The sequence below is a fragment of the Streptomyces sp. Root431 genome (assembly GCF_001426585.1).
Lineage (GTDB): Bacteria > Actinomycetota > Actinomycetes > Streptomycetales > Streptomycetaceae > Streptomyces > Streptomyces stackebrandtii.
In genome coordinates, this window is the sequence record NZ_LMEI01000011.1 from 23,306 (window position 1) to 49,199 (window position 25,894).

Annotated in this window: 19 protein-coding genes; 7 read left to right on the forward strand and 12 right to left on the reverse strand. The window is 75.7% G+C overall.

What is annotated here, in order from left to right; all coding sequences use genetic code 11:
• Window positions 1–20: 20 nt before the first annotated feature.
• From ASC82_RS19760 to ASC82_RS19780, 5 genes are all read right to left on the reverse strand, one after another.
• Entirely contained in the window at window positions 21–4,727 is a 4,707-nt protein-coding gene (locus tag ASC82_RS19760; protein ID WP_056649703.1) for a hypothetical protein, read from the reverse strand.
• A gap of 67 nt (window positions 4,728–4,794) precedes the next feature.
• A complete protein-coding gene (locus tag ASC82_RS19765) occupies window positions 4,795–5,706 on the reverse strand; it encodes a hypothetical protein (protein WP_024759523.1) in 912 nt (303 codons plus the stop codon).
• Entirely contained in the window at window positions 5,703–6,416 is a 714-nt protein-coding gene (locus ASC82_RS19770; RefSeq protein ID WP_056649706.1) for a hypothetical protein, read from the reverse strand. Before ASC82_RS19770 ends, ASC82_RS19765 begins: the two co-directional genes overlap by 4 nt.
• Entirely contained in the window at window positions 6,413–7,939 is a 1,527-nt protein-coding gene (locus ASC82_RS19775) for a hypothetical protein (protein WP_056649708.1), read from the reverse strand. The genes ASC82_RS19770 and ASC82_RS19775 overlap by 4 nt, the downstream gene beginning before the upstream one ends.
• An 83-nt stretch (window positions 7,940–8,022) precedes the next feature.
• Window positions 8,023–8,721 (reverse strand): GntR family transcriptional regulator, encoded by a 699-nt coding sequence (locus tag ASC82_RS19780; RefSeq protein WP_056650774.1) that lies wholly within the window; start codon window positions 8,719–8,721, stop codon window positions 8,023–8,025.
• 159 nt (window positions 8,722–8,880) lie between these two features.
• Here ASC82_RS19780 and ASC82_RS19785 point away from each other — a divergent pair, with 159 nt between their 5' ends.
• The 3 genes from ASC82_RS19785 to ASC82_RS19795 are packed head-to-tail and all read left to right on the forward strand — an operon-like array spanning window position 8,881 to window position 11,149.
• The gene (locus tag ASC82_RS19785; RefSeq protein ID WP_056649711.1) at window positions 8,881–9,645 is read left to right on the forward strand and encodes a 5-oxoprolinase subunit PxpA; all 765 of its coding nucleotides are present in this window, start codon (window positions 8,881–8,883) and stop codon (window positions 9,643–9,645) included.
• A gap of 2 nt (window positions 9,646–9,647) precedes the next feature.
• Complete coding sequence (locus ASC82_RS19790; protein WP_056650778.1) at window positions 9,648–10,280, forward strand: allophanate hydrolase subunit 1; 633 nt, start codon at window positions 9,648–9,650, stop codon at window positions 10,278–10,280.
• On the forward strand, window positions 10,277–11,149 hold the full coding sequence (locus ASC82_RS19795; RefSeq protein ID WP_056649714.1) for a biotin-dependent carboxyltransferase family protein: 873 nt from the start codon (window positions 10,277–10,279) through the stop codon (window positions 11,147–11,149). Before ASC82_RS19790 ends, ASC82_RS19795 begins: the two co-directional genes overlap by 4 nt.
• A gap of 10 nt (window positions 11,150–11,159) precedes the next feature.
• Here the strand turns inward: ASC82_RS19795 and ASC82_RS19800 are convergent, their stop codons facing one another.
• The 6 genes from ASC82_RS19800 to ASC82_RS19825 all read right to left on the reverse strand — a co-directional run bounded on the left by ASC82_RS19800 (window position 11,160) and on the right by ASC82_RS19825 (window position 20,435).
• Entirely contained in the window at window positions 11,160–14,759 is a 3,600-nt protein-coding gene (locus ASC82_RS19800; RefSeq protein WP_056649716.1) for a hydantoinase B/oxoprolinase family protein, read from the reverse strand.
• Entirely contained in the window at window positions 14,756–15,634 is an 879-nt protein-coding gene (locus ASC82_RS19805; protein ID WP_056650781.1) for an SGNH/GDSL hydrolase family protein, read from the reverse strand. The genes ASC82_RS19800 and ASC82_RS19805 overlap by 4 nt, the downstream gene beginning before the upstream one ends.
• A gap of 11 nt (window positions 15,635–15,645) precedes the next feature.
• The gene (locus ASC82_RS19810; protein ID WP_079039385.1) at window positions 15,646–16,977 is read right to left on the reverse strand and encodes a glycosyltransferase; all 1,332 of its coding nucleotides are present in this window, start codon (window positions 16,975–16,977) and stop codon (window positions 15,646–15,648) included.
• Between the two features lie 17 nt (window positions 16,978–16,994).
• On the reverse strand, window positions 16,995–18,116 hold the full coding sequence (locus ASC82_RS19815) for a glycosyltransferase family 1 protein (protein WP_056649719.1): 1,122 nt from the start codon (window positions 18,114–18,116) through the stop codon (window positions 16,995–16,997).
• Between the two features lie 256 nt (window positions 18,117–18,372).
• On the reverse strand, window positions 18,373–19,788 hold the full coding sequence (locus ASC82_RS19820; protein WP_056649722.1) for a HEAT repeat domain-containing protein: 1,416 nt from the start codon (window positions 19,786–19,788) through the stop codon (window positions 18,373–18,375).
• Between the two features lie 254 nt (window positions 19,789–20,042).
• Entirely contained in the window at window positions 20,043–20,435 is a 393-nt protein-coding gene (locus tag ASC82_RS19825; RefSeq protein WP_056649725.1) for an ankyrin repeat domain-containing protein, read from the reverse strand.
• A gap of 305 nt (window positions 20,436–20,740) precedes the next feature.
• Here ASC82_RS19825 and ASC82_RS19830 point away from each other — a divergent pair, with 305 nt between their 5' ends.
• Both ASC82_RS19830 and ASC82_RS19835 read left to right on the forward strand, forming a co-directional pair.
• Window positions 20,741–20,935 (forward strand): hypothetical protein, encoded by a 195-nt coding sequence (locus ASC82_RS19830; RefSeq protein ID WP_015032212.1) that lies wholly within the window; start codon window positions 20,741–20,743, stop codon window positions 20,933–20,935.
• Window positions 20,936–21,001: 66 nt separating this feature from the next.
• A complete protein-coding gene (locus ASC82_RS19835; protein WP_056649728.1) occupies window positions 21,002–22,723 on the forward strand; it encodes a hypothetical protein in 1,722 nt (573 codons plus the stop codon).
• Between the two features lie 67 nt (window positions 22,724–22,790).
• On the opposite strand, the gene ASC82_RS19840 is transcribed toward ASC82_RS19835, so the two are convergent.
• Entirely contained in the window at window positions 22,791–24,293 is a 1,503-nt protein-coding gene (locus ASC82_RS19840; protein ID WP_056649730.1) for a PLP-dependent aminotransferase family protein, read from the reverse strand.
• 64 nt (window positions 24,294–24,357) lie between these two features.
• Here ASC82_RS19840 and ASC82_RS19845 point away from each other — a divergent pair, with 64 nt between their 5' ends.
• Together ASC82_RS19845 and ASC82_RS19850 are read left to right on the forward strand one after the other, a co-directional pair.
• The gene (locus ASC82_RS19845; RefSeq protein ID WP_242427713.1) at window positions 24,358–25,098 is read left to right on the forward strand and encodes a hypothetical protein; all 741 of its coding nucleotides are present in this window, start codon (window positions 24,358–24,360) and stop codon (window positions 25,096–25,098) included.
• Window positions 25,095–25,859 (forward strand): glycerophosphodiester phosphodiesterase, encoded by a 765-nt coding sequence (locus ASC82_RS19850; RefSeq protein WP_056649732.1) that lies wholly within the window; start codon window positions 25,095–25,097, stop codon window positions 25,857–25,859. The genes ASC82_RS19845 and ASC82_RS19850 overlap by 4 nt, the downstream gene beginning before the upstream one ends.
• Window positions 25,860–25,894 lie beyond the last annotated feature (35 nt).

Below are 25,894 nucleotides of genomic sequence, written 5' to 3' on the forward strand. Positions count from 1 at the left end.
GGCCGTTCTGCCGTCGTGGATCAGGCAGTGGCCGTCGGCGGGGCCGTGGGGTCGTCGGAAGCGTGCCGGCGGAACATCCGCGTCGCCGTGATCTCGCCGTGGATCGGCTCGCCCTCCCCGGCCGCCTGCGGCAGGCCCGGACGCAGGTGCTCCTCCACGCTGATGTACTTGAGTCCGGCCCGCAGGTCGGCGTCGTTGCGCAGCCGGATCACCAGCGGGAACTCGGCCAGCGCCGTCGTGTCGAACAGACCCGTCGTGTACAGCAGCTGGACGCCCAGCGCGTCCGACACGGCCCGCTGGAGCTCCAGCAGGTACGTGGCGTTGGCGCGGCCGATGGGGTTGTCCAGGAACAGCGTGCCCGCGTGGCGGTGCTTGTCGCGGCCCCGGTCGTTGGAGCGGAGCGCCGCCATCGTGCAGTACAGGGCGATGGCCGCGGTGAGCAGCTGACCACCGGAGAAGACGTCGCCCATCTGCCCGACGGGCACCCGCTCGGCGCGCAGCACGGCGTCCGGCTTGAGGATCTCGACGGAGACGCCCTTGGGTTCGAGCGCGGCCTGCACGCCCCGGAGCAGCAGGGACATGCCGTCGCGGCGCAGGTCGGAGTTCTTCTTCACGGCCGCCCGGGTCGCCTCGTCGACGACCTCGCCGAGCCGCTCCGCGAGGGTCGCCTGGTCGGGCTCCTCGAAGCGGATCCGCAGGAACTCCTGGCCCGACCACTCGCCGAGCCCCTCGGGGAGCCGGGAGAGCCGCTGCGCGGAGCGGAGGGTCGCGAGCGAGGACTCCACGAGGCCGCGCAGCCGGTCCACGATCGAGTCCCGGTTGCGCTCCAGCTGCGCCAGCTCGTCCGTGAGGACCCGGAGCCGGGGCGCGAAGGCCTCGGCCCACTTCGCGGCGTGCTCGGGCAGCGCGGACGCGGGCAGTTCGCGGATCTGCTGGCGGGCCGGGGTGCGGACCTGCTCGTAGCGGGTGGAGTTGGCGTGCCGGACGAGGATGTCGCTGGCCTCGCGTACCGCGGCGTCGGCGCCGGACAGTTCCGCGGTGCAGCCGCGCAGGGCGCGGCGCGCCTCGCCCGCCGTCGTGCGGGCCTCCTCCAGCGTGCCGGTGTACGTCTCGGAGGGATCGTGCTCCTCGTCGGTGTGGTCGCGGAGCAGATCGCGCAGGAGGGCGGAGGTCTCGTCGAAGCCGCCCGCCGCGTCCTCGGCGGCCCGGTGGTCCCGGAGCAGCCCGGTGTGCGCGGCGCGCGCCGACTCCAGGGCGTCCGTACGGGAGGCGAGTTCGCCGGTCGCGGTACGCAGCAGGGCCTGCGCCTGTTCGGCGTCGGCGGGCACCCGGTCCTCGGGGAGCTCGGTGTGCGCCTCGCCGTCCTCGGGGGCCAGGCGCTCGGACTCGCCCCGGAGGCGGCCGAGCTTCTCGCTCGCCTCGGTGGCGCGCGACTCCAGCATCTGCACGAGGGACTCGGCGCGGGCGGCGGCCGCCTGCCGGGACGGGCCGTCGGCGCCGTCCGTGGACTCCAGGAGCTGCTCGGCGCGGGTGCGGACCTTGTTGGTGAGGCGGTCGAGCTCGGCGAGGGCGGCGGACTCGTCGCTCTCGGCGCGGGCCTGCTCGGCGCGCAGGTCGGCGCCGACGCCGACCTTCTCGTACAGCTGGGAGGCGGCCCGGTAGGCCTCGCGGAGGGTGGGGAGCGCGGTGCGGGGCGCGGCCGGGTCCGCCTCGGGGAGGGTGTCGGGGGCGCCGGCGATCTCGGCGCGCTCCGCGCGCAGGGCGCGGGCGGTGCGGTGGGCGTCGTCGGCGGCGCGCTGGGCGGCGCGCCGGTCCTCGTCCGCGGCGCGGGCGCGTTCCAGACAGGTCTGGGCGCGGGCCTCGGACTCGGCGGCGTCGTCGGCGAGTTCACGGAGCTTGGCCTGCCAGGCGGAGCGCTCGCGCAGCCGGAAGGCGAGGCCCGCGAGGGCGTCGGCGACGCGGCGGGCGCGCTGGGCGGCCTCCTGGCGCTCGTCCCGGAGCTGGGCGGCCTCGGCGGCGACCTCGTCCGCCTCGCCGCGCGCCGTACGGGCCTCGGCGAGGGTCGCGGCGGCGGCCTCGGCGGTCTCGCGGGCGGTCGAGGCGACGGCCGCGAGCTCGGCGAGCATGCCGGGCGGGCAGTCGGCGCGCCAGGCGCCGATCCGGGAGGCGAGGGCGCGGTCGCCCGCGAGGCGGGCGGCGAGGGTACGGATCTCCTCGTCTCGGGCGGTCGCGCGGGCGCGCAGGGCGTGCCGCTCCTCGTCGGCGGCCTGCTCGTCGTGCATGGCGGGGTTCGGCGGTACGAGGAAGACGCCGCTGTCCTCGCCGGTGTCCTGCGCCGGTACGGGGGCGAGCAGGGCGGCTGCCGTGCCGACGGCCACGGTGGAGCGGGGCAGCAGGGCCGCCGTGCCGAGGACCTCGCGGGCGCGTCCGTACGAGACGGGGTCGGTGATCACGACGCCGTCGACGAGCTCGGGGCGGGCGGCGAGGACGCGGGCGTGGTCGGCGGGGTCCACGGCCTGGGCGAGGTAGCGCCAGCCGGGGAGCGCGGGGATGCCCTGCTCGCCGAGGTACTCGACGGTGGCGAGGACGTCGGGTCCCGGCGGCAGCAGACCGCCGTCGCCGAGGGCGCCGAGGATGCGGGAGTCGTCGGCCGCGGCGGTGCGCAGGTCGAAGAGCTGCCGCTCGGACGAGGTGACGGCCTGGTCGAGCATGCCGCGCAGCTCGTCGGCGTACCGGTCGAACTCGGTGACGGTCAGCGGCCCCTGGGGGGCGGTCGCGGCGGCCGGGCCGTCGGTGGCCGTGTCGGAGGTGTCGTCCTGCGCGGCGGGCTCGTCGGACGTGCCGGTGGCGCCCGCGCGCTGGCCCGGGAGGGGCGATCCGCCGGCCGGCAGGCTGAGCAGCTCGGCGAGGCGTTCCTCGGAGGCGAGGGACTCGGCGGCGCGGCGCTCGGCGTCGTAGGCGTTCCCCGCGGCCTCGGCGGCGTCCGCGGCGCGGGCGGCGGCGAGTTCGGCGCGCGCCTCGCCCGCGGCGGCCTCGCGGGCGCGGTCGGCGGCGGTACGGGCGGCCTCGCGGGCCGTGTCCCAGACGGCGACGGCGGTCTTCTCCGCGTCGCTCGCGGCGAGCGCCGCTCGGGCCGGGTCGGCGTCGGGCGCGGAGTCGTCGAGCCAGCCGGCCCGGACCGCCTCCGCGGTCTCCTGCTCGACCTCGGCGAGCCGCTGTCGCAGGTGGCCGGCCTCGCTGCGGGCCCGCTGGGCCTCGGTGGCGGCGGCCGTGGCGTCCCGGTGGGCGGTCTCGCCGGCGTCCTGGAGGGCCGTGGAGCGCTCCTCCTCCTCGGCCGCGTGCCGCTCGCCCTCCTCGGCCGCGGCGGCGAGCGCCCGTACGAGATCGGCGGCGGCCTTCGCGCGGGCCGCGAGGGCCGGGGCGGCGTCCCGCTCGGCCTCGCGGATGGCGGCGGCCACGCGCGAGGAGCGGTCGCCCGCGGCGCGGTGGCGGAGGACGACCTCGGCCGCCTGCCAGGCGGAGTGCATCGTCCGGGCGTCGGTGAGCTCGCGGCGCTGGGAGGCCGCGCCCTTCTCGGCGGCGGTCAGGGCCAGGGAGGCGTGCCGGTAGGCGAGTTCGGCGGAGATGGCGGCGCTGCGGCCGCGGGCGGTCTCGGCCTCGGCGACGGCGTGGGCGGCCGAGGTGACCTGCTGGGCCAGTTCGGCGGCCCGGCCGCGCTCCTCGTCGGCGCGGGCGGAGAGCCGGCGGGCGAGGGTGCGGGTGCGCCGCTCGGCGGCCGTGTGGACGTCGCGCGCGTGGGCCCGGGTCCCGGCGGCCTCGACGATGCGGCCGAGGAGATCGACGGAGCCGGCCGTGAACTCGCGCTCGGCGGTCAGCTCGGCGCGGCGGCCGAGCTTGTTGCCGAAGCCGCTCACGAGGTCGGCGAGGCCGTCGGTGTCCCGGGTGTCGGTGACGGCGCGCAGGAGGAGGTCGGTGAAGTCGGAGTCCTTCTTGACCGCGAAGAGGCCGGCGGCCTCGCCCTCGTCGGCGTTCATCTCGCGCTGGTAGCGGAAGAGTTCGGGGTCGAGGCCGAGCTCGCCGAGGTGCTCGTTCCAGCGGTCGTGGATCTCCTCCCAGACCACTTCCAGGTGCGGGTACGCCTTGCCGGCCTCGGTGAGGGCGTCGCGGAAGCCCTTCATCGTGCGGCGGCGGCCGGTGGCTCCGGAGGCGCCCTCGACGGGCCTGCGGACGGAGGTCGCCTCGGCGACGGGGAGGTTGTCCAGGCTGAGCCCGGGGCCGGGGCGGAAGGAGTACCAGGCCTCGGCGAACTTCCGCGGGTCGTTGGAGACCTGGCGGCCGCGCCACTCGCTGGCCTTGCCGACGACGACGAGTTCGCCCGTGAGGGTGTGCTGCCACTCCAGGGCGACGTGCCCGCAGTCGTCGGCGAGGAGGAACTTGCGCAGCACGCCCGAGCTGGCGCCGCCGAGGGTGTTGCGGTGGCCGGGGAGCATGACCGAGAAGATCAGCTTGAGGAGGACGGACTTGCCGCCGCCGTTCTCCAGGAAGAGCACGCCCGCGGGCGCGGGGCGGCGCGGCGGGCCGACCGGCTCCTCCTCGAAGAACTCCGCCTGCGTGGGAGCGGGGTGGGGCACGGGCGCGCCGACTCCGCGCAGGTCCAGGACGGTGTCGGCGTAGCGCGCACCGGCGGGGCCGATGGAGTAGAGGCGGACCCGGGACAGCTCGTACATGGCGGGGGACTCTCGTGCTCGTCGTGCTCAGGAAGGTCGGTTACGCGGCGCGGGGGCGGCGACGGCGCTACGCGTGGAAGGGGAGGCCCGCGTCGGCGGCGAGCTCCAGGTCGTCGCCCTCGGGCGGCGGGACGAGGGTCGCCGAGCCGTCGCTGACCGGCACGACACCGAGTTCGAGGAGCTCGGCCATGGCGGCGGAGCCGGCCATGTCGCGGACCTGGAGCTGGTAGCGGGCGGTGGTGCGGTAGGAGCCGCCGCCCTCGTCGCCGGTGCGCTGGAGGAAACCGGAGTCGGTGAGGAAGGCGGCGGCCTTGCCGACGATGCCGGTGGTGGATCCGGCGAGGCGGCGGGCGTCCTTCGTGGCGCCGGTGGCGCTGCGGCGGGCGTAGATCCGCCAGCCGGCCTCCAGGCCGGGGGCGTCGGAGGCCGGGTCCGTGTTCTCGCCCTGCTCCTCGGCCCGCTGCTCCAGCCGCAGGCAGGCCTGGCGGACGAAGGCGTCGACGCCGTTGACGGTGAGGCGGCCGATGTAGCCGTCGTCGGCGAGGTCCTCGGGGCGGGGGAAGGCCATCGCGGCGACGGCGAGGTGGGCCAGGCCGTGGAGGAACCGGTCGGCGGAGTCRGGCGAGGCGCGGCGGGCGTAGTCGCCCATGCGGACGGCGAAGACGGAGTCCTCGCCGGCGGTGACGGCCATCCCGGCGCGCGGGGAGACCTCCAGGACGATGAGCCCGAGGCCGGTGGCGACGGCGTCGGCGAGGCGCGCGAAGGCCGGGTCCTCGCGGTAGCGGCGGAGCAGCTCGGTGTACTCGGCGTCCCGGGCCGGGAGCAGCTTGGGCTGGAGCCCGAAGGAGACGAGCCGGGCCGCGTCGGCCGCGTCGGCGGGGGTGACGGCCGGCGAGGAGGTGGGGGCGGGGGCAGCCTGGGGGTGCGCGGGCTCCTGCTCGCTCCACGCGTCGGCGTACTCGGCGTGGGTTTCGCTCACGGCTGGGGCTCCTCGGTGCGGCTCTCGGGCGGTACGTCGTCGGTGACGGGTCGGGGCAGGGGCAGCGGTACGGGCGTGACGGCCGCCTGCGCGGGCGCGGGGCGGCGGGCGGGCGTGACCGGCTCCGCCGTGAGCCGCACGGCGCGCACGGTCGGGACGCTCCGGCGCCGGGAGGCGGCGTCGGCACGGGACGGCTCCGCGGCCGGTACGGCTCCGAGCCGGGGCTTCGTGCCGGGCTCCCTCGGGGGCTCGGCCCCGGTCTCGCCGCGCGGGCCACCGGGCCGGTCCACGAGCACGGCCCGCACCCGCGGTCCGGCTTCGGCACGGGTCCCGCCCGTGCCAGGACGGTCCGGCTCGGGTTCCGGCCGGCCGTCTGCCTCGGGGTGCTGCCCGGGGTCCGGCCGCGGGTCCTGCTCGGACTGCTTCCCGGGCGCGGCCGTCTCCGGCCTGGGGCCGGGTACGGCCGTGGCGCCGGTCGGCCCGTCGGCCGGGGCCGGCTCGGCCATCGAGGACGTGGACGGTTCGGCCACCGAGGACGTGGACGGTTCGGTCGCGGACGTCTCTCGTACCGACGACGGCTCGGTCGAGGTTCCGTCCGAGTCCGTCCGGGCCCCCGGGACCGTGGGGGCGGCCGTGGGGGCCGTGGGGGGCTCCTGCCGCGCGCCCGGCTCCGGTGCGGTCGTGCCGGTGGTGATCGGGGTGACGGTCACGTCGCCTCCGAGCGGTCGGCGGCCATGCCCACCGCGTCGAGGAGGGCCGTACCGACGATGAGGTCGGCGCCGCCGAACTCGGGGTCGTCGAGCGGGGTGCCGTCGTCGACGGCGAAGAGGAGGCGCTCCTCGCCCTGGCGGTAGGCCGTGCCGACGGGCGGGCTGGCCGCGTGCACGGCGAGCAGGGCGACGAGGTAGGGCAGGTCGTCGTCGAGGCGTCGGGCCTCGGCCAGCAGGCCGGAGAGGCGGCGCGGGGCGTCGTGCTCCAGGTCGAGCAGGCGCATGGCGCTCGCGAGCTGCTCCTCGCTGAAGCGGGAGTCGTCGGGGGTGGCGATGAGGTCGGGCTCGGGCATCTCCGCGCCGAGGTGCTCGCGCTCGACGGGCGGGGTGAGGAGCATGTCGACGAGGTCGCCGAGGCGGACGGAGGCGGGGGTGCGCAGTCCGGTGCCGTGGGCGAAGAAGGCGTCGGTGACCCGGCCGGCCTGCTCGACGGGGAGCGGCAGGATCGGGGCGACGAGCTGTCCGTACAGGTCGAGGCCGGTGTACGCGGTGGGGGCCGCGAAGGCCTGCCGGTCCTGTTCGGCGCGGAAGAGCGGCCCGGCCTCAAGGAGGCGGGACTGGAGCTGCGTGTGGCGCCGGATGCAGTCCTTGACGATGTCGACGAGCTCGGCGGCGCGGCGCTTGTGCTCGTGGTCCTCGGCCTCGTCGCGGGCCTTGCGGATGTTGGTGAGGATAGCGTTCTCGTGGCGGTAGCGGTCGGCCACGTGGTCGAGCGCCTCGTCGATCATGTCCGGGACCGCCTGGAGCCAGTCCACGGCACGGACGTTGCGCCGGGTGGCCTCCAGGGTCTTGCGGAGGGACTCGGCGTACTGCACGGTCCGGTACCGCGCCTGCTCGGCGGCGAGCTGGGCGTCGGCGAGGCGGCCCCGGCTGATGAGGACCTCCAGCTTCACCTCGGCGGCGATCTGGGCGCTGGTGACGTCGGTGTCGAGGGCGCCGACCAGGACGTTGACCGCTTCGTCGGTGGTGCGGAGGTAGACGCCGCCCCCGTAGCCGGGGACCTCTTCGATGAGCTTGAAGTCGTAGTCCCTGCGGACGTAGATCCCGTCGGTGCCGAAGGTGCCGTAGACGGCGCGGAAGCCCCGGTCGACGCTGCCGACGTTGATCAGGTTCTCCAGGACCCAGCGGGCCACGCGCTCGTGCTCGGCGGCGGGGCGGGAGGGGGCCTGGGCGGCGACGCGGGGCAGCAGCCTGGCCACTATCTGCTCGTGGTCGGCGCCGGTGTCGAAGTCCATGTTGAGGGTGACGAGGTCGATCGCGGAGAGGGCCACCTCGGCCATCGCGTAGACCGTGTACTCGCCGGCGAGGTTCGCCTTGCGCGCGTCGAGGTCGTGCAGCGGGGCGGTGCACGCGAGCGCGCGGAGGCGCCGCGCGAGCCCTTCGTCGGCGGCCGGACCCTGCGCGGGCCGCGGCGCCGCGCTGAGCTGGGGCGGAGCGAGGTCCGTCGAGGCAGGCGAAGTCACGGTGGACAGATTAGGTCCTCGAACTGACAACGGTCGAAACGGCGCAGATGCGACCGGGCTCCTGGAGGCCGCCGCCGGGGCGGTCAGGAGCCCTCCGGTTCGTCCACGGCCCGGGCGTAGGCGGCGGCGACGCGGGCGCGGGAGTCGTCGAGGTAGCGGGCGAGGAGGCGCTCGGCGGAGGCCTGCTCACCGGTGCGCAGGGCGTCCAGGATCTCCCGGTTCCGCAGGAGGTAGGGCTCGTGGAGCGCGCGCGGGTCGGCCACGACGTGGAAGGCGAGCCGGAGTTCGGCGAGGACGCCGCGCATCAGTTCGTCGGTGCGCGGGCTGCCCGCGAGAGCGACGAGTTCGCGGTGGAAGTGGATGTTGGCCGTGGAGACGCCCTGCCAGTCGTCGGTGCGGGCCGCGCTCTCGCCCTCCGCGACGGCGGCGACGAGGCCGTCGACGGCGTACGGCGGCTGCCCGAGGCCCCGGACGACGGCGCATTCGACGAGCCGCCGGGTGCGGTAGATGTCGTCGACGTCACCCACGGCGAGGACGCGGACGAAGACCCCGCGGTTGAGTTCGTGGACGAGGAGGCGCTCGTGGGTGAGGAGCCGGAAGGCCTCGCGGAGCGTGTTGCGGGACACGCCGAGGGCGCCGCCGATGCTCTCCTCGGAGAGCCGTGCGCCGGGCGGGAAGTAGCCCTCCGCGATCCGGGTCCGCAGGATGTCCGCGACCCGTTCCGCCGTGCTCGTCCGCCCGAGCAGCGCACGGTCGTCCGCCAGGCCTCCGGCCTCACTCACGCCACTCACGTCCACAGCGCCTCTTCCCTTCCGCCGCCGGCCGCCGGCCGCCGAGTCAACCGCAGGAACGGGGTCGGCGACAACACGCCTCTTGTTGGATTGTTGAACAATCCTCTACGTTGACGACACCGCACGACCAGGTGAGAAGGGAAGCGCCACATGACCGGGGCTTCGATCGACCTCAACGCCGATCTCGGCGAGGGATTCGGCCGCTGGACGCTGACCGACGACGAGCGGCTGCTCTCCGTCGTCACCAGCGCCAACGTCGCCTGTGGTTTCCACGCCGGGGACGCGGCCACGATGCGGCGCGTCTGCGAGCTCGCGGCGGAGCGGGGGGTGCGGATCGGGGCCCAGGTGTCCTACCGGGACCTGGCCGGCTTCGGGCGGCGCTCGATGGACGTCCCGGCGGCGGAGCTGGCCGCCGAAGTGGCGTACCAGATCGGCGCCCTGGAGGTCTTCGCCCGGGCGGCGGGCTCGCGCGTGGCGTACGTGAAGCCGCACGGGGCGCTGTACAACCGGGTCGTCCGGGACGAGGAGCAGGCGGCGGCTGTCGTCGAGGGCGTCCTGCTCGCCGACCGGACCCTGCCCGTCCTGGGGCTGCCGGGCTCCCGGCTGCACGAAGCCGCGGCGGAGGCCGGGCTCCCGGTCGTCCCCGAGGCCTTCGGCGACCGGGCCTACCGGGCGGACGGCTCCCTGCTGCCCCGGGGGCAGGAAGGGGCCGTCGTCAGCGATCCGGCCGAGGTCGTGGAGCGCTCGGTGGCGATGGCCAGGGCCGGGGTCGTGACGGCGCACTGCGGGAGCTCCGTCGCCGTACGGGCCCGGTCGCTGTGCCTGCACGGGGACACGCCCGGGGCGGTGGGCCTCGCCCGCCGGGTCCGGGAGGGCCTGGAGGCGTCCGGGGTCCGGGTGGAGGCCTTCGCGTGAGCCTGCGGACGCTGCGCGTGGGCGATCGGGCGCTCCTCGTGGAGCTGGCCGGCGGGGCGGAGACGGAGGCGTTCCACGCCGAGCTGCTGCGCCGGCGGGCGGCGGGGGTGCTCCCCGCCGTACGGGAGATCGTGCCGGCCGCGCGGACGGTGCTGCTCGACGGGGTGGCGGACCCGGCCCGGCTCGCGGCCGAGCTGGACGGCTGGGAGGTGGGGGCCCTCCCCGCGCGCGTGGGCGAGGCGGTGGAGGTGCCGGTCCGTTACGACGGGCCCGATCTGGCGGAGGTCGCCGCGCTGTGGGGGATGTCCGTCGAGGAGGCGGTGCGCCTCCACACGGAGACCGAGTTCCGGGTCGCCTTCTGCGGGTTCGCGCCGGGCTTCGGCTATCTGACGGGTCTCGGCGAGCGGTACGGGGTGCCGCGACGGGCCACTCCGCGCACCGCCGTCCCGGCCGGGTCGGTCGCCCTCGCCGGGCCGTACACGGGCGTGTACCCGCGCTCCTCCCCCGGCGGCTGGCAGCTGATCGGCACCACGGACGCGGTGCTCTGGGACACCGGGCGGGAGCCCGCCGCACTGCTGACGCCCGGCACCCGGGTGCGGTTCACGGTGGCCGGGGCGAAGGGCGGGCGGCGATGACGGACCGGGCCTTCGCCGTGGTCCGGGCCGGGGCGCTCACCACCGTGCAGGACCTGGGGCGCACGGGGTACGCCCATCTCGGCGTGCCCCGCTCGGGAGCCCTCGACCCGGGTGCCGTACGGCTCCTCAACCGGCTCGTCGGCAATGTCGGCGGCTCCGAGGGCGCGGCGGTCCTGGAGACCACCGTCGACGGGTGCGCCCTGCGGCCCCGGTGCGCGGTCACCGTCGCGGTGGGCGGCGCGCCCTGCCCGGTCCGGGTGGACGGGCGCCCCGCCGCCTGGGGGACGGCGGTCCGGGTGCCGGCCGGGTCCCTCCTGGAGATCGGCGCGGCCGTGCGCGGGCTGCGCTCGTACGTGGCGTTCGGCGGCGGGGTCGCCGTCGAACCGGTGCTCGGCAGCCGCTCCACCGACCTGCTGTCCGGGCTCGGCCCGGCGCCGCTCGCGGAGGACGCGGTGCTGCCGCTGGGCGCGGACACGGCCGTACGGACGCCGGTCGACGCCCCGCCCTGGCCGGGCCCTCCGGAGGAGCTCGTCCTGCGGGTGCGGCTCGGTCCGCGCGACGACTGGTTCACCGCCGACGCGCTGCGCACCTTCGCCACGCGCGCGTACCGGGTGTCGTCGGCGAGCAACCGGATCGGGCTGCGGCTCGAAGGGCCGGCCCTCGACCGGGCCCGGCCGGGTGAGCTGGCGAGCGAGGGCATGGTCCTGGGCGCGGTCCAGGTGCCGCCGGACGGGCGCCCGGTCGTCTTCCTCGCGGACCATCCGACGACGGGCGGCTACCCGGTGGTGGCGGTGGTCCGGGAGGCCGACCTGGGCGCGGTCGCGCAGGCGGTGCCGGGGACGCCGGTGCGGTTCGTTCCGGTGCGCTGAGCGGGGGGCTTCACGGGCCGGGTGGCGGCGGGCCGTAGCCACCGCCGCCGGGGGTGCGCACGACCAGGACGTCGTCGGCGCCGAGGTCGGCCGTCGCGGCGCCGCCGAGGTGTTCGACGGTGCCGTCGGCGCGTTCCACGAGGTTCTCGCCGAGGGCGCCCGGCTCGCCGCCTGCCATCCCGTACGGCGGGACCCGGCGGTGTCCGGTGAGGAGGGCCACCGTCATCGGCTCCAGGAAGCGGATGCGGCGCTCGACCCCGTGGCCGCCGTGCCACCGGCCGCGCCCGCCGCCGTCCTCCCGTACCGCGAAGGCGTCGACGCGGACCGGGTGGCGCCACTCCAGGACCTCGGGGTCGGTGAGCCGGGAGTTGGTCATGTGGGTCTGGACGGCGTCGGCTCCGTCGAAGCCGTCCCCCGCGCCCGAGCCGCTGGCGACGGTCTCGTAGTACTGCACGCGCGCGTTGCCGAAGGTGACGTTGTTCATGGTGCCGGAGCCCTCGGCCTGGACGCCGAGGGCCGCGTACAGCGCGCCCGTGACGGCCTGGGAGGTCTCGACGTTCCCGGCGACGGTGGCGGCGGGGTGGACGGGCGCGAGCATGGAGCCGGGCGGGACGCGGATCTCCAGGGGCTCCAGGCAGCCGCTGTTGAGCGGGATGTCCTCGTCGACGAGGGTGCGGAAGACGTACAGGACGGCGGCCATGACGACGGACGTGGGCGCGTTGGCGTTGCCGGGGAGCTGCGGGGAGGTGCCGGTGAAGTCGACGACGGCGGAGCGGCGTTCGCGGTCGACGCGGACCTCGACGGCGATGATCGCGCCGCTGTCGGTCTCGTAGCGGTACGCGCCGTCGTGGAGGCGGGCGACGAGGCGGCGGACGGATTCCTCGGCGTTGGCGCGGACGTGCCGCATGTAGGCCTGGACGACGTCGAGGCCGAACTCGTCGACGGTCCTGCGCAGTTCCTCGACGCCCTTCTCGTTGGCGGCGATCTGGGCGCGCAGGTCGGCGATGTTGGTGTCGGGGTCGCGGGAGGGGTGGCGGGCGCCGGTGAGCAGGGCCCGGGTCTCGGCCTCGCGGAGCCGGCCGTCCCGGACGAGCAGCCAGTTGTCGAAGAGGACGCCCTCCTCCTCGACGGTGCGGCTGAAGGCGGGCATGGAGCCGGGGGTGATGCCGCCGATCTCGGCGTGGTGGCCGCGGGAGGCGACCAGGAAGCGGAGGTCGTCGCCCGTGTCACCGAACACCGGGGTCACGACGGTGACGTCGGGCAGATGGGTGCCGCCGTGGTACGGGTCGTTGACGGCGTACACGTCGCCGGGCCGCAGGTCGCCCCCGCGGCGCCGCAGGACCTCCTTGATGGACTCGCCCATGGAGCCGAGGTGGACGGGGATGTGGGGCGCGTTGGCGATGAGGTTGCCCTCGGCGTCGAAGAGCGCGCAGGAGAAGTCGAGGCGTTCCTTGATGTTGACCGAGTGGGCGGTGTTCTCCAGGCGCACGCCCATCTGTTCGGCGATGGCCATGAAGAGGTTGTTGAAGACTTCCAGGAGGACCGGGTCCACGTCCGTCCCGGCCGCCACGCGCGCGGGGCGCGGGGTGACGCGGTGCAGGAGGAGGTGTCCGCCGTCGGTCGCGGTGGCGCGCCAGCCGCTGTCGACGACGGTCGTGGCGTCGGCCTCGGCGAGGAGGGCGGGGCCGTCGACGGTGTCGCCTGGCCGCAGGTCCTCGCGCCGGTGGAGCGGGGTGTCGTGGGGCGTGCCGCCGCTGTGCATCCGGACGGTGGTCCGGGGGGCGAGGGGGCCCGTCCGCTCGCCGGCGTCGACGAGGACGGGGCCGTGCGGCCCCGCGCGGCCGACGGCCTCCACGGAGACCGCCTCGACGACGACCGGCTTGTCCATGGTGAACGCGTATCGCGACCTGTGAACGGCCGTGAACTCGGTTTTCATCGATTCGGCGGGAGCGAGGTCGACGGGGAGGCTCGCGTCCGTCCCCGCGTAGCGCAGGAGCACGCGCGCGTGCGTGGTGATCGCCTCGTCCGGCAGTCCGTCGGCGCGCAGCTCCTCACGCGTCCGCTCGGCGAGTTCGGCGCAGAGGGCCGTCACGCGCGCGTGGGTGCCGGGGGCGTCGAGCTCGGCCTCGACGGACCGCTCCCGCATGGCCGTGGCGTCGGCGAGCCCGATGCCGTACGCGGAGAGCACGCCGGCCAGCGGGGGGACGAGGACGGTGTCGACGCCCAGGGCGTCGGCGACGGCGCAGGCGTGCTGGCCGCCGGCGCCGCCGAAGCTGGTGAGGGCGTAGCGGGTGACGTCGTGGCCGCGCTGGACGGAGATCTTCTTGACGGCGTTGGCCATGTTCAGGACGGCGATCTCCAGGAAGCCCGCGGCGACCTCCTCAGGCGTCCGCCCGCCGCCGATCTCCCCGGCGAGTTCCGTGAACCGCTCCCGTACGACCTCGGCGTCCAGGGACCGGTCGCCGCTCTCGCCGAACACGGCGGGGAAGTGGGCGGGCTGGACGCGGCCGAGCATGACGTTGGCGTCGGTGACGGTGAGCGGGCCGCCGCGGCGGTAGCAGGCGGGGCCGGGGACGGCGCCCGCCGAGTCGGGGCCCACGCGGTAGCGGCGGCCGTCGTAGTGGAGGACGGAGCCGCCGCCCGCCGCGACGGTGTGGATGCTCATCATCGGTGCCCGCATGCGCACCCCGGCGACCTGGGTGCCGAGTTCGCGCTCGAAGGCGCCCGCGTAGTGCGAGACGTCCGTGGACGTGCCGCCCATGTCGAAGCCGATGACCCGCTCGTGTCCCGTCTGCGCCGAGGTGCGGGCCATACCGACGACGCCGCCGGCCGGTCCGGACAGGACGGCGTCCTTGCCCCGGAAGTGGGCCGCCTCGCGCAGTCCGCCGTTGGACTGCATGAACATGAGGCGGATCCCGGCCAGTTCCCGGGCGACCTCGTCGACGTACCGGCGCAGGATCGGGGAGAGGTAGGCGTCGACGACGGTGGTGTCGCCGCGCGGGATCAGTTTGATGAGCGGGCTGACCTCGTGCGAGCAGCTGACCTGTGTGAATCCGGCGGCCCTCGCGGCCTCGGCGATCCGGGTCTCGTGGGCGGGGTGGCGGTAGCCGTGGAGCAGGACGACGGCGACGGAGCGGAACCCGTCCCGGTGGGCGGCGGCGAGTTCCTCGGCGACGGCGGTCGCGTCCAGGGGGCGGACGAGGCGGCCGTGGGCGTCGACGCGTTCCGGGACCTCGGCCACGCGCGCGTACACCGCCTCGGGCAGCACGATGTGCCGGTCGAAGAGGCGGGGGCGGTTCTGGTAGGCGATGCGCAGGGCGTCGCGGAAGCCCTCGGTGACGAGGAGGAGGGTCGGTTCGCCGCGCCGCTCCAGGAGGGCGTTGGTGGCGACGGTGGTGCCCATCTTGACGACGGCGATCCGGTCGGCGGGGACGGGTTCGCCGGGGCCGAGGCCGAGGAGCGCGCGGATCCCGGCGACGGCGGCGTCCTGGTGGCGCCCGGGGTCGTGCGAGAGCAGCTTGCGGGTGACGAGCCGTCCGTCGGGCCGCCGTCCGACGACGTCGGTGAAGGTGCCGCCCCGGTCGATCCAGAACTCCCAGCGCCCGTTCATCTCCCCATTGTGGCCGTGAGCGCGGCGGCGAGGGCGGCATCCGCGCGCGCGTCGAGGGGCCCGGTGCCGGAACCGTCGGCCCAATGGCGGAGTTCGGCGCCGGCGAGCAGGAGCAGCTGCGGGAGCAGGTCGCGGCTGCGGCGCAGCGCCCAGCCGGTCCCTGCGGTGGCGAGCCAGTGCAGGGCCTCCGCCCGGGTCGGCGGCGGTTGTCCTGGCTCCCGCGCGGGCGGTCTGCCGTGGGCCAGCCCGCGGGCGGCCAGGAGCCGGTGGAAGCCCGCGGCGACGGCTCGGTGGCCGCGTTCGCCCGGGTGGAGCCGGTCGGCGCTCCACAGGGCGCGGTTCTTGGTCCAGGCGGTGTCGGCGAGGTGGAGGTGGACCGCGTCGTACCGGTCGGACAGGGCGTGGACGACGGAATTGACGGAGCGCTGGCGGCGGGCGAGGGGGCGGGCCAGGGGCGGCGGCAGGCCGAGCATGCGCCCGGGGTCGGGCAGGCAGGCGGTCAGGAGGACGGCTCCGGCGGCGTCGAGGTCCGCGAGGACGCGGTCGAGGCGGCGGGCGAGCAGCTCGATGTCGAAGGATTGGCGCAGGGTGTCGTTGACGCCGACGACCACGGAGGCGAGGTGCGGCCGGAAGGCGAGGGCCCGGGGCCGCTGGTCCTCGTCGACGTCCCGGCTGAGGGCGCCGCCGACGGCGAGGTTCAGGAACGCCGTCTCCCGTCCCCCGGCCGCGAGCCCGTCCGCGAGCAGGGGCGCCCACCCGCGCCAGGTCCCGTTCACGCGGTCGCCGACGCCCTCGCTGAACGAGTCGCCGAGCACGGCGAACCGAAAGGGGCCGGGCGCTGCCTCGGCCGCCGTCGGAGGAGCCGTCGCCTCCATGGGCTCCCCCTTCATCGGCGTGCCTCCTGCGGAGGCGAGAGCCAAGAGGCGCCGGACGGGGAAGGATTCGGGACCGGAGGCGGAACGGGAGACGGGACCGGGGACGGACCGGGAGACGGGACCGGGGACGGACCGGCCGAGGGCAGTGCGTCGTGGGCCTGGAGGAAGGCCGCCACCGACCGGTCCCAGGTGAATCCCTCCGCACGCGCGCGTGCGCCCGCGCGCCGGACGGCCTCGGGAACGGCCAGCACCCCCCGTACCGCCTCCGCGAAGGCCTCCGGAGTGTCGGCGGCCACGGCGCCCGCGGACCCGACGACCTCCGGGAGGGCGGAGGAGGCGCTGACGACGACCGGCGTCCCGCAGGCGAGGGCCTCCAGGGCGGAGAGGCCGAACGTCTCGGCGGGCCCCGGGGCCAGGCACACGTCCGCCGCGGCCTGGAGGTCCGCGAGGGCCTCCCGGTCGGCGACGTGCCCGAGGAACCTCACCGGGAGGCACCGCTCGCGCGCCCGCCGCTCCAGGGCGCCCCGCAGGGGCCCGTCGCCCGCGACGACCAGCGCCGCCCGTACCCCGGCGCCCCGGAGCTCCGCGAGGGCGTCCAGGGCCGTGCCGGGCCGCTTCTCGACGGAGAGGCGCGAGCACAGCGCCAGGAGCACCCGTTCCCCGTCCGCGTACCGGGCGCGCAGCACGGTGCTGCGGCGGCCGGGCCGGCACCGTTCCAGGTCCACGCCGAGCGGAGCCCGTACGACGTTGCGCGCCCCGATCCGTACGAACTCGCGCTCCGCCCACTCCGTGGTGCAGACGATCCGGGCGAAGGCCCAGGCCGTACGGCGGTTGAGCCGGTCCGCCGCGCGGGCGGCGAGCGCGGGGGGAACGCCCCAGGTACGCAGCACCCCGTCCGCCGTCTCGTGCGAGACCATCACCGACGGCACCCGGGCGCGGCGTGCCCACTCCCCCGTCCAGCGCAGGGTCGTGCGGTCCGACACCTCGATCCGGTCGGGGGCGAGCTCGTCGAGGAGGCGCGCGATCCGGCGCCGGTCGGCGAGGACGCGGTAGCCGCCGGTGCCGGGCAGGACGGGCCCGGGGAGGGTGATGACCCGGCCCTGCTCGGTGCGGTGGTCGCTCGCGACGTCGCCGGGGACGACGAGGACGGGGTCGTGCCCGGCGGCGAGGTAGCCGCGGCCCAGCTGGTCGAGGGCGGTGCGCAGGCCGCCGGAGGTGGCGGTCACGAAGTTGGCGAGCCGCACGATCCGGAGCCCGCCCCTGCTTCCCGGAGCCGTACGAGGGCCGGTGGCCTCGCCGCTTCCCGGAGCCGTACGAGTGCCGGTGGCCTCGCCGCTTCCCATAGCCGTACCAGCGCCGTTCACGCCGCCACCGCCGTCCGCTCGCGCAGGACCTCCTGGTAGTGGCCGATCAGCTCGTCGCCGAGCGCCTCCCAGGTGCGGCCCGCGACGGCGGCCCGGCCGGCCAGGCCGTAGGCGGCGCGCAGCTCCGGGTCCGCGGCGAGCGAGGTGACGGCCTCCCGCAGGGCGTCCGGGTCGCCGGGCGGTACGAGGAGTCCGGTGCGCCCGTGGTCGATCAGGTCCAGGGGCCCGCCGGCGGCCGGGGCGATCACCGGGACCCCGCTGGCCATGGCCTCCTGGACGGTCTGGCAGAACGTCTCGTACGGGCCGGTGTGGGCGAAGACGTCGAGCGAGGCGAAGATCCGGGCGAGGTCGTCGCCGGTGCGGCGGCCCAGGAACCGGGCCTCCGGCAGGGCCGCCCGCAGCCCCGCCTCGCTGGGCCCGTCGCCGACGACGACGGTCCGGACGCCCGGTATGCCGTGTGTGCCCGCGAGCAGGTCCACGCGCTTCTCCGGCGCGAGGCGGCCTATGTAGCCGACGAGGAGTTCGCCGCCGGGGGCGAGTTCGCGGCGCAGCCCGTCGTCGCGCAGGTCGGGGCGGAAGCGGTCGGTGTCCACGCCGCGCCCCCAGAGCCGGATGCGTCGGATGCCGTGGGCCTCCAGGTCGCGCACGGCGGCGGACGACGGGGCGAGGGTACGGTCGGCCGCGCCGTGGACGGCGCGCAGCCGGCGCCAGGCGGCGCCTTCGCCGGCGCCCACGTACGTACGGGCGTAGCCGGCGAGGTCGGTCTGGTAGACGGCGACGGCGGGGATGCCGAGCCGGGCGGCGGCTGTCATGCCGCGCACCCCGAGGACGAAGGGTCCGGCGAGGTGGACGAGGTCGGCGCGGTGCGCGGCGATGGCGGCGGCGACGCGGCGGCTGGGCAGGGCGACTCTGACCTGGGGATAGCCGGGCAGGGGCAAGGAGGGCACGCGGACGACGGCGCAGGGGGCGTCGGCGTCCGCGGCCGGGTCGGCGACGGCGGGGGCGATGACGAGCGGGACGTGGCCCCGGCGGACGAGGTGGCGCGCGGTCTGGAGGGCGCAGTGCGCCACACCGTTGACATCGGGAGGGAAGAATTCTGTGACGATGACGACACGCATACGGGTGTTGTCGTCCCGCTTGGCGTGTACCCGCCGACGTCGATCTGGACGGCGGGGGAACGTCCCATGAGCGTTTCGCCGCGCGGGCCGCACGGCGTCCCGTCCCGTCTCCGGACGCCCGGGGCGGGGCCACGATCGGCGGGGTCTCCGCCGCAGGCCGCGCCGCCCCGGGGTCCGGGCGACGGGAGGGATGGTCCGGTCCGGTCAGGCCTGGGGAGGGGTCAGGTCTGGAACAGGAACCGGAACGGGAACGGGGTCAGACCTGGAGGTCCGGTCCTATCCGGTTGCGCACCGCGGTCTGGACCTCGGCTTCCTCGGCCGGATCGGCGGCGAGGCGTCGAAGTCGCTCGGCGACCCGTACGTCGCCGGTCTCGGCGTGCTGGGCGGCCACCTCGCGGGTGGTCTCCTCGCAGTCCCAGAGGCATTCGACGGCGAAGCCGGTCGCGAAGGTGGGATCGGTGGCCGCGAGGGCGCGCGCCACCCGGCCGCGCAGCTGGGAGGAGGCCGTCTCGCGGTAGACGTGGCGGAGCACGGGCGCCGCGCAGGCGATGTCGAGCCGGCCCACTCCGTCGACGAGGACGGCGAGCTGGGGGGCGTCGGGGCCGGCGGAGCGGATGGTCCCGCGCAGCGCCCCGAGGACGAGGCCGGCGTCCTGCGCCGTGCCGCGGCAGGCGAGGACCTCGGCGGCGGCCGCGCCGAGCTCGTCGGTCCGCCGGACCCACGCGCGGGCGCGGGCGACGGCGTCCTCGCCGCACATCCGCCGGTAGGCGGCGACGGCGGCCTCGGCGACCGGGCGGGAACCGCCGTCGACGGCTGCCTCCACGAGGTCGAGGACGGCGGGGTCCCGTGACGCGGCGAGGTGGTGGAGGGCGGCGCCACGCGCCCCCGGCGATCCGTCGCGGGCGGCGGCGAGGAGCTCGGGACGGTCCTCGGGACCGGCCACGGCGGCGAGGCAGCGGGCGGCGGGGCCGTCGAGGACGGCACCTCGCTCGTACCCCTCCTGGGCCCAGTCGAGGACGGCCCGCACGCTCCAGCCGGGGCGGGGCCCGGCGGGGCGCATCTGGCGCTGCCAGCGGTCGAAGGAGCCCTGTTCCTGGGCGGCCCTGACCCGGGCGCCGACGGCGTCCCGCTGGTCCTCGGCCCACAGGCGCCAGGGCCGGGGCTCGAAGGCGTCCCGGACGACGCCCGCCAGCTCGGCGTCGCCCGCCGGGCCGGCCGGGAAACGGGCGAGCACGGGCAGGGCGAGTCCGCGCAGCCCGGCGTCGTCGTCACGCAGGGCCAGCTCGTCCAGGGCCCAGGCCCAGTTCGCGCCGGTCGCCGCGTAGCGCCGGAGCATGAGCAGGGCGTCCTGGCGTCCGTAGGAGGCGAGGTGCCCCAGGACGGCGAGCGCGAGCCCGGTCCTGGACTCCTCGGGGTCGAGGTGGTCCTCGGCACCGAAGAGGTGCGCCTCGATCTCGTCGAGACCGCCGTGGAGGTCCAGGTAGAGACGGGCGTAGTAGAGGGAGCGGTTCTCGACCTGCCAGTCGTGGCGGGGGTCGGAGAGAACGCAGTGGCCGAGGGCCGCGAGGGCCTCGGCGCGTGGTGCGGCAAGGGCGTGCAGGGTGCCGTCGCCGCGGCCCCTCTGCAGCAGGCCGAGCAGGGTGCCGCTCGGCGCTATGACTGGATCGAACATGGAAGACGCCTCACATCAAGCTGTCGACACGACCGGGGAAGACCGGGATGACCCGGGTCAGGCGATACATCTCTGTACGCCTAGGCCGTGCGGCAACATGTCGGGCCGCTCGTCGTCCTGCGCTTGCCAGTGACCATCTTCCTCTGCCTCTCGTCGGTGGCCCGGTCCGCCGGGCCCGACGTCATGATGACCCACCCATTTCGCCACCGCGACCACATTTACGACGCTGCTCTCACCTGGGGTTCAGTACCCGTTCACCGGGATCCGAAGAGCTCCAGGAGTTCGGTCTTGCCGAACATGCGGGCGGTGTCGACGGCGGACGGAGTCCCGGACTCCGGATTCGCGCCGCCGGCGAGCAGCGCGCGGATGACGGCGTCCTCACCCTTGAAGACGGCGCCCGCGAGCGGGGTCTGGCCGCGGTCGTTGGCGCGGTCGGCGTCGGCACCGCGCTCCAGGAGGGCCGAGACCGCGGCGGAGTGGCCGTGGTAGGCGGCGAGCATGACGAGGGAGTCGCCCTTGTCGTTGGTGAGGTTCGCCGGGACGCCCGCGTCGACGTAGGCGGCCAGGGCGTCGGCGTCCCCCGTGCGTGCGAGGTCGAAGACCTTGGACGCCAGCTCGATGACCTCGGGGTCCGGAGTCTCGCTCATCGGGTGGAACCGCCTCTCTCCTGCAGTGATGACCTGCGCACGGCAAGCGCGGCCGTACGAGTGAATCGACAGGGTACTGCCCGTCGGGCGACACGACCGCGCCCCATTGAGGCAAAGATCACCGCGATCCGGACGGCCTGTCCCTAGCGCAGCGCCGCGATTTCGCCACCCGGCGAGGCATCCGCCTTGAGCCGGTGCAGTGAAATCGGGGGAATTTCACTCTAATGCACCTTTAGTCACATAGATACTTGCTGTGAACCTGGAAGGACTCATGGTGACTGTCCCCTCAACCAGGAGAACACCAAATGATCCTGTCCATCTCAGGCGTGGTCCTGCTCGGCATCATCTGCTTCCTGTTCTTCAAGAAGGACGGGATGAAGGCCTCGCACGCCCTCGTCAGCGCTCTGTTCGGCTTCTACCTCGCGGGCACCGCCATCGCCCCCAGCATCACGGCGGGCGGGCAGAGCCTCGCCGGTCTCCTGGGCGGAATCAAGTTCTGACGCCCGAGGGGGATTCCTGCCCCTGCCCCCTCCCCCAGCCCCTTCCACGACACACAGGAGTACGACGTGGCCCGGCGACCACTCCCCCGCATTCTGAGCAGCGGCAGCGCGCAGATCGCTCGTAGCCGAGAGATCGCGCGCACGGCCGCCGACAGCGCCACCGACGTGCTCCAGCCGCTGATCACGGTCTCCCGTGGTCTGCGGAAGCTGGCCGCGACCGCGCGCGCCAAGTGGGCCGCGACCCCCAAGGAGCGGCGCGGTCCCACGCTGCTCCTGGTCGCGGCCTGTGTCCTGGTCGTCGCCCTCGTGCCGTACGGGCCGCTGCTCGCGCTCGTCACGCTCATGGGCGCCGCCGCGTGGAAGGGGCGCGAACGCCCGGTCGTGAAGACCGGGCCCGACGACGCGGAGATCGCGCGGCTCAAGGGCCTGTACGAGGCCCTCGTGCCGTACTTCTCCGTCCCCGACGACCCCTCCCCGCTCTTCGCCCACGGCGGCGACTGGAGCGGCGCCTTCGGGGAGTACGCCTTCGACGACGACGGGCGGCTCACCCGGCTGAGGATCGCGTACCCCCCGTACTTCACCGACGGAGAACCCACCGCGCGCGCCCGCATCGAGCAGCTGCTGCACGCCAAGTCGGGGCGCGGCCGCGAGTACCACTTCGACTGGGACGAGGAGGGCAACCGGCTCGTCATGAGCGTCCTGCCCGCCCTGCCCACCACCATCGCCGCCCAGCGCTTCGTGACCGTGCCGGGCGAGACCGTCCTCGGCTTCACCGACGAGGACGCCGTGCAGCGGACCGTGCCCGTCGTCGCGGCGGACGCCACGGAGGACGCGCCGGCCGTGGTCTGGCGCACGGGCCCCCGCTCCTCCGAGCCGCACCTGCTGGCCGTGGGCCAGCCGGGCAGCGGCACCACCTCCCTACTGCGCTCGATCGCGCTCCAGGCCCTGCCGCACGGCGACGTGCTGATCGTCGAGGGCGGCGGCACCGGCGAGTACGCCTGCCTGACCGGCCGCGACGGGGTCCTCGCCGTCGAGTGCGGGCTCTCCGGCGCCCTGGCCAGCCTGGAATGGGCGGCGCACGAGACGGAGCGGCGGCTGATCGCCGCCAACCGCGCCCGGCAGGCGGGTCATCCCGCGCCGGAGGACACCCGGCGGCCGCTGTGGATCCTCCTCGACCGGCCGGGCATCCTCGGCCACCTCGCCGCCGCCGACGGCCGCCCCGACCCGCAGGAGCTGCTCCAGGTGCCGCTGCGGCACGGGCGCGCGGCACAGGTCACGGTGGTGGTGGCGGAGCAGTTCGACAGCGCGGACACGCTGAGCGAGACCGTACGGACCCACACCCGCGCGCGGATCGTGCTCGGTCCCGCCACCCCCGAGCAGATCGAGTCGGTCCTCGGCTCCGCGCCGCACACCACGCCGACGCCCCAGGTGCCGCCGGGCCGGGGCTACGCACGCCTCGGCACGGGCCCGGTCCTGCGGCTCCAGGTGCCGGCGACGCCCGACCCGTACGACGACGCCACGAGCGAGTCGCACCGCCAGGCCGTCCTCGCGCTCCTCCCCGAACGCCGGGCGCCGGTCGAGGCCCTGGCCGTCGACACCCCGGCGGACGGCAACCTGGCCGTCGACACCCTGGCGGTCGGCACCCTGGCCGTCGACACCGTGTCGGTCGAGACGGTGAAGACGATGGCGGTCGGTGCGGTCCCGGCCGCGGCCCCCGACCCGGCCCCGCGCCTCGCGCCGGATCCGGGCCCCGCACCCCGCCACGCTCCGGTCGCCGCCGAAGGCTGAGCGCCCCGCTCACATGCCGAGAGGCCGGTACGGACCCCAGGTCCGTACCGGCCTCTCGGCATGTGTCCTACGCGACGAACGAACGGGGCGGTTCCACTCCCCCGCCCGCCGCGCCCGACTCCACCAGGCGCGCCGCGGCGGCCAGCCGGGCGGCGGCCTCGTCGGCGACCGGGCCGCCGACCGTGAAGGGCAGCCGGATGAAGCCCTCGAAGGCGCCGTCCACGCCGAAGCGCGGGCCCGAGGGGACCCGGACGCCGACGCGCTCGCCCGCCTCCGCGAGCCGGGAACCGGAGAGCCCGCCGGTGCGGACCCAGAGGGTCAGCCCGCCGCGCGGCACGGAGAACTCCCACTCCGGCAGCTCCCTGCGGACCGCGGTGACGATCGCGTCCCGGTTGGCCCGTGCCTGCGCGCGCCGGAGGCTCACGGCCTCCTCCCAGCCGCCGGTCCCCATCAGCCAGTTCACGCCGAGCTGTTCCAGGACGGGGGTGCCGAGGTCCGCGTACGCCCGCGCGGCCACGAGCGAGCGGATGACGTCGGGCGCGGCCCGGACCCAGCCGATCCGCATGCCCGCCCAGAAGGCCTTGCTGGCCGAACCGACCGTCAGGACCGTCGAGCCCGCCGGGTCGAAGGCGCAGACCGGCCGGGGCATCTCCACGTCGTCGTCGAGGTGCAGCTCGGTCATGGTCTCGTCGACGACGAGGACCGTGCCGGCCGAGCGGGCCGCGTCGACGAGCTGCCGCCGCTGGTCCTCGTCCGCCAGCGCGCCGGTCGGGTTGTGGAAGTCGGCGACGACGTACGCGAGGCGGGGCGCGGCGTCGCGCAGGACCTGGCGCCAGCGGCCCATGTCCCAGCTGCCGAGCCCCTCCGACATGGCGACGGGGACGAGCCGGGCGCCGGCCTCCCGCATGAGCTGGAGGATGTTCGCGTACGAGGGCGACTCGACCGCGACGCGCTCGCCCCGCCCCGCGAAGAGGTGGCAGATGGCGTCGATGGCGCCCATGGCCCCGGTGGTCACCATGATCTGCTCGGGCATGGTGGGGATGCCGCGCGCGGTGTAGCGGTCGGCGAGCGTCTGGCGCAGCGCGGGCAGCCCGGCCGGGTAGTCGCCGTGCGTGTGGGCGTAGGGCGGCAGCTCCTCCAGGGCGCCCTGGACGCCCCGGGTGAGCCAGGGCTCGGGCGCGGGCAGCGCCGCGCAGCCGAGGTCGATCAGGGAGCCGAGGGCCTCCGGGGGCAGGGGTTCGAGGCCGCGCGCGGGCAGCGGGTTCCCGGCCGGAACGGCCGTCCAGCTGCCGGCCCCGCGGCGCGACTCCAGGAAGCCCTCGGTCCGCAGCGCCTCGTAGGCGGCGGCCACCGTCGTGCGGCTGACGGTCAGGGCGAGGGCGAGCTCCCGCTCGGCGGGCAGGCGGGCAGCGACGGGGACGCGGCCCTCCAGGACGAGGAGGCGGATGCCGTCGGCGAGGGCGCGGTAGGCGGGCGGCTTGCGGGCGCCGGGTCCCGCGGGCCGCGGCTGCTGCGCCTGGAGCTGCCGGGCGAGCTGCGCCGGCCCCACCGCCGAAGTCCACTGAGCCATCGAAATCAGTCCACCTTCATCGAATTGGCCATGGTTGGCACCCGATACCCCGCCACAGAGTGACATGAGCCAGTCCACCACCACCACCCTGGGGGGCAATCCCTTGTCCATCGCCTCCGGCCTCCACGGCCGGCACCTCACCCGCCGGCTCGTCCAGCTGTACGTCGGTCTGACGCTGTACGGGGTGAGCTCGGCGCTCCTGGTGCGCAGCGGGCTCGGCCTGGAGCCCTGGGGCGTCCTCCACCAGGGTCTCGCCGAGAAGACCGGGCTGACGATCGGCGTGGTGTCGATCATCGTCGGGGCGGCGGTGCTGCTCCTGTGGATCCCGATCCGCCAGAAGCCGGGTCTGGGCACCGTCTCCAACGTCTTCGCGATCGGCATCGCCATGGACGGCACGCTGGCGCTCGTCCCGGACGTCCACGGCCTGGCCGGACAGGTGCCGCTCCTCGTGCTCGGCATCACCCTCAACGGGGTCGCCACCGGCCTGTACATCGCGGCGCGGTTCGGCCCCGGCCCGCGCGACGGCCTGATGACCGGTCTGCACCGGCTCACCGGCCGGTCGATCCGGCTGGTGCGGACGGCGATCGAGGTGGCCGTCGTCGCGACCGGCTTCGTGCTCGGCGGTTCGGTCGGCGTCGGCACGGTCCTGTACGCGCTGGCGATCGGGCCGCTCGCCCAGTACTTCCTGCGCTGGTTCGCCGTGCCCGAGCCGGATTCCGTCGGCCCGGAAGCCTCGCCGGAAGTGGCGTCCGTCCGCCCGCAGGTCGCCCCCGAGACACCGGGACAGGCCATACTGCGCCCGTGACTCGCGTACGCCACCCCTATCTCGACCACCCCTCCCCCCTCGCGTTCGCCCACCGCGGCGGCACGGCGAACGGCCTGGAGAACACCGCGGCCGCCTTCCGCCTGGCCGCGGCGGCGGGCTACCGCTACTTCGAGACCGATGTGCACACGACGGCGGACGGGGCGCTCGTCGCCTTCCACGACGCGACCCTCGACCGGGTCACGGACGCCTCGGGCCGGATCCGCGACCTGCCGTGGGCGGCGGTCGGCGAGGCCCGCGTGGCGGGCAAGGAACCGCTGCCGCTCTTCGCCGACCTCCTGGAGGAGTTCCCGGAGGCCCGCTGGAACGTGGACCTCAAGGCCGAGTCGGCGCTGTACCCGCTGGTGAACCTCATCCGCAGGATGCGCGCCTGGGACCGGGTCTGCGTGGGTTCCTTCACCGAGGCGAGGGTGGCGCGGGCCCAGCAGATGGCCGGGCCCCGGCTGGCCACCTCGTACGGGGTGCGCGGGGTGATCGGGCTGCGGCTGCGCTCGTTCGGCATCCCGGCGGCCCTGCGGGTCGGTGCGATCGCCGCGCAGGTCCCGGAGCGCCAGGCGGGCATCCCGGTGGTCGACCGCCGTTTCGTGCGCGAGGCGCACGCGCGCGGGCTCCAGGTCCACGTCTGGACGGTGAACGATCCCGAGCGGATGAACTCTCTCCTGGACCTGGGCGTGGATGGCATCATGACCGATCATCTGGAGACGCTGCGCTCGGTGCTGACCGAGCGGGGGGCGTGGGTCTGAGCGCGCGTCGAGCCGGCGCGGCGACGGATCACGGG

Excerpts from the sequence above, each read along its gene's own strand:
- ASC82_RS19785 (WP_056649711.1), top strand. The coding sequence starts at position 8,881 with ATGACCGGGGCTTCGATCGACCTCAACGCCGATCTCGGCGAGGGATTC.
- ASC82_RS19795 (WP_056649714.1), top strand. The coding sequence starts at position 10,277 with ATGACGGACCGGGCCTTCGCCGTGGTCCGGGCCGGGGCGCTCACCACC.
- ASC82_RS19820 (WP_056649722.1), bottom strand. The coding sequence starts at position 19,788 with ATGTTCGATCCAGTCATAGCGCCGAGCGGCACCCTGCTCGGCCTGCTG.
- ASC82_RS19800 (WP_056649716.1), bottom strand. The coding sequence starts at position 14,759 with ATGAACGGGCGCTGGGAGTTCTGGATCGACCGGGGCGGCACCTTCACC.
- ASC82_RS19845 (WP_242427713.1), top strand. The coding sequence starts at position 24,358 with ATGAGCCAGTCCACCACCACCACCCTGGGGGGCAATCCCTTGTCCATC.
- ASC82_RS19805 (WP_056650781.1), bottom strand. The coding sequence starts at position 15,634 with ATGGAGGCGACGGCTCCTCCGACGGCGGCCGAGGCAGCGCCCGGCCCC.
- ASC82_RS19815 (WP_056649719.1), bottom strand. The coding sequence starts at position 18,116 with ATGCGTGTCGTCATCGTCACAGAATTCTTCCCTCCCGATGTCAACGGT.
- ASC82_RS19825 (WP_056649725.1), bottom strand. The coding sequence starts at position 20,435 with ATGAGCGAGACTCCGGACCCCGAGGTCATCGAGCTGGCGTCCAAGGTC.
- ASC82_RS19810 (WP_079039385.1), bottom strand. The coding sequence starts at position 16,977 with ATGGGAAGCGGCGAGGCCACCGGCACTCGTACGGCTCCGGGAAGCGGC.
- ASC82_RS19830 (WP_015032212.1), top strand. The coding sequence starts at position 20,741 with ATGATCCTGTCCATCTCAGGCGTGGTCCTGCTCGGCATCATCTGCTTC.
- ASC82_RS19840 (WP_056649730.1), bottom strand. The coding sequence starts at position 24,293 with ATGGCTCAGTGGACTTCGGCGGTGGGGCCGGCGCAGCTCGCCCGGCAG.
- ASC82_RS19760 (WP_056649703.1), bottom strand. The coding sequence starts at position 4,727 with ATGTACGAGCTGTCCCGGGTCCGCCTCTACTCCATCGGCCCCGCCGGT.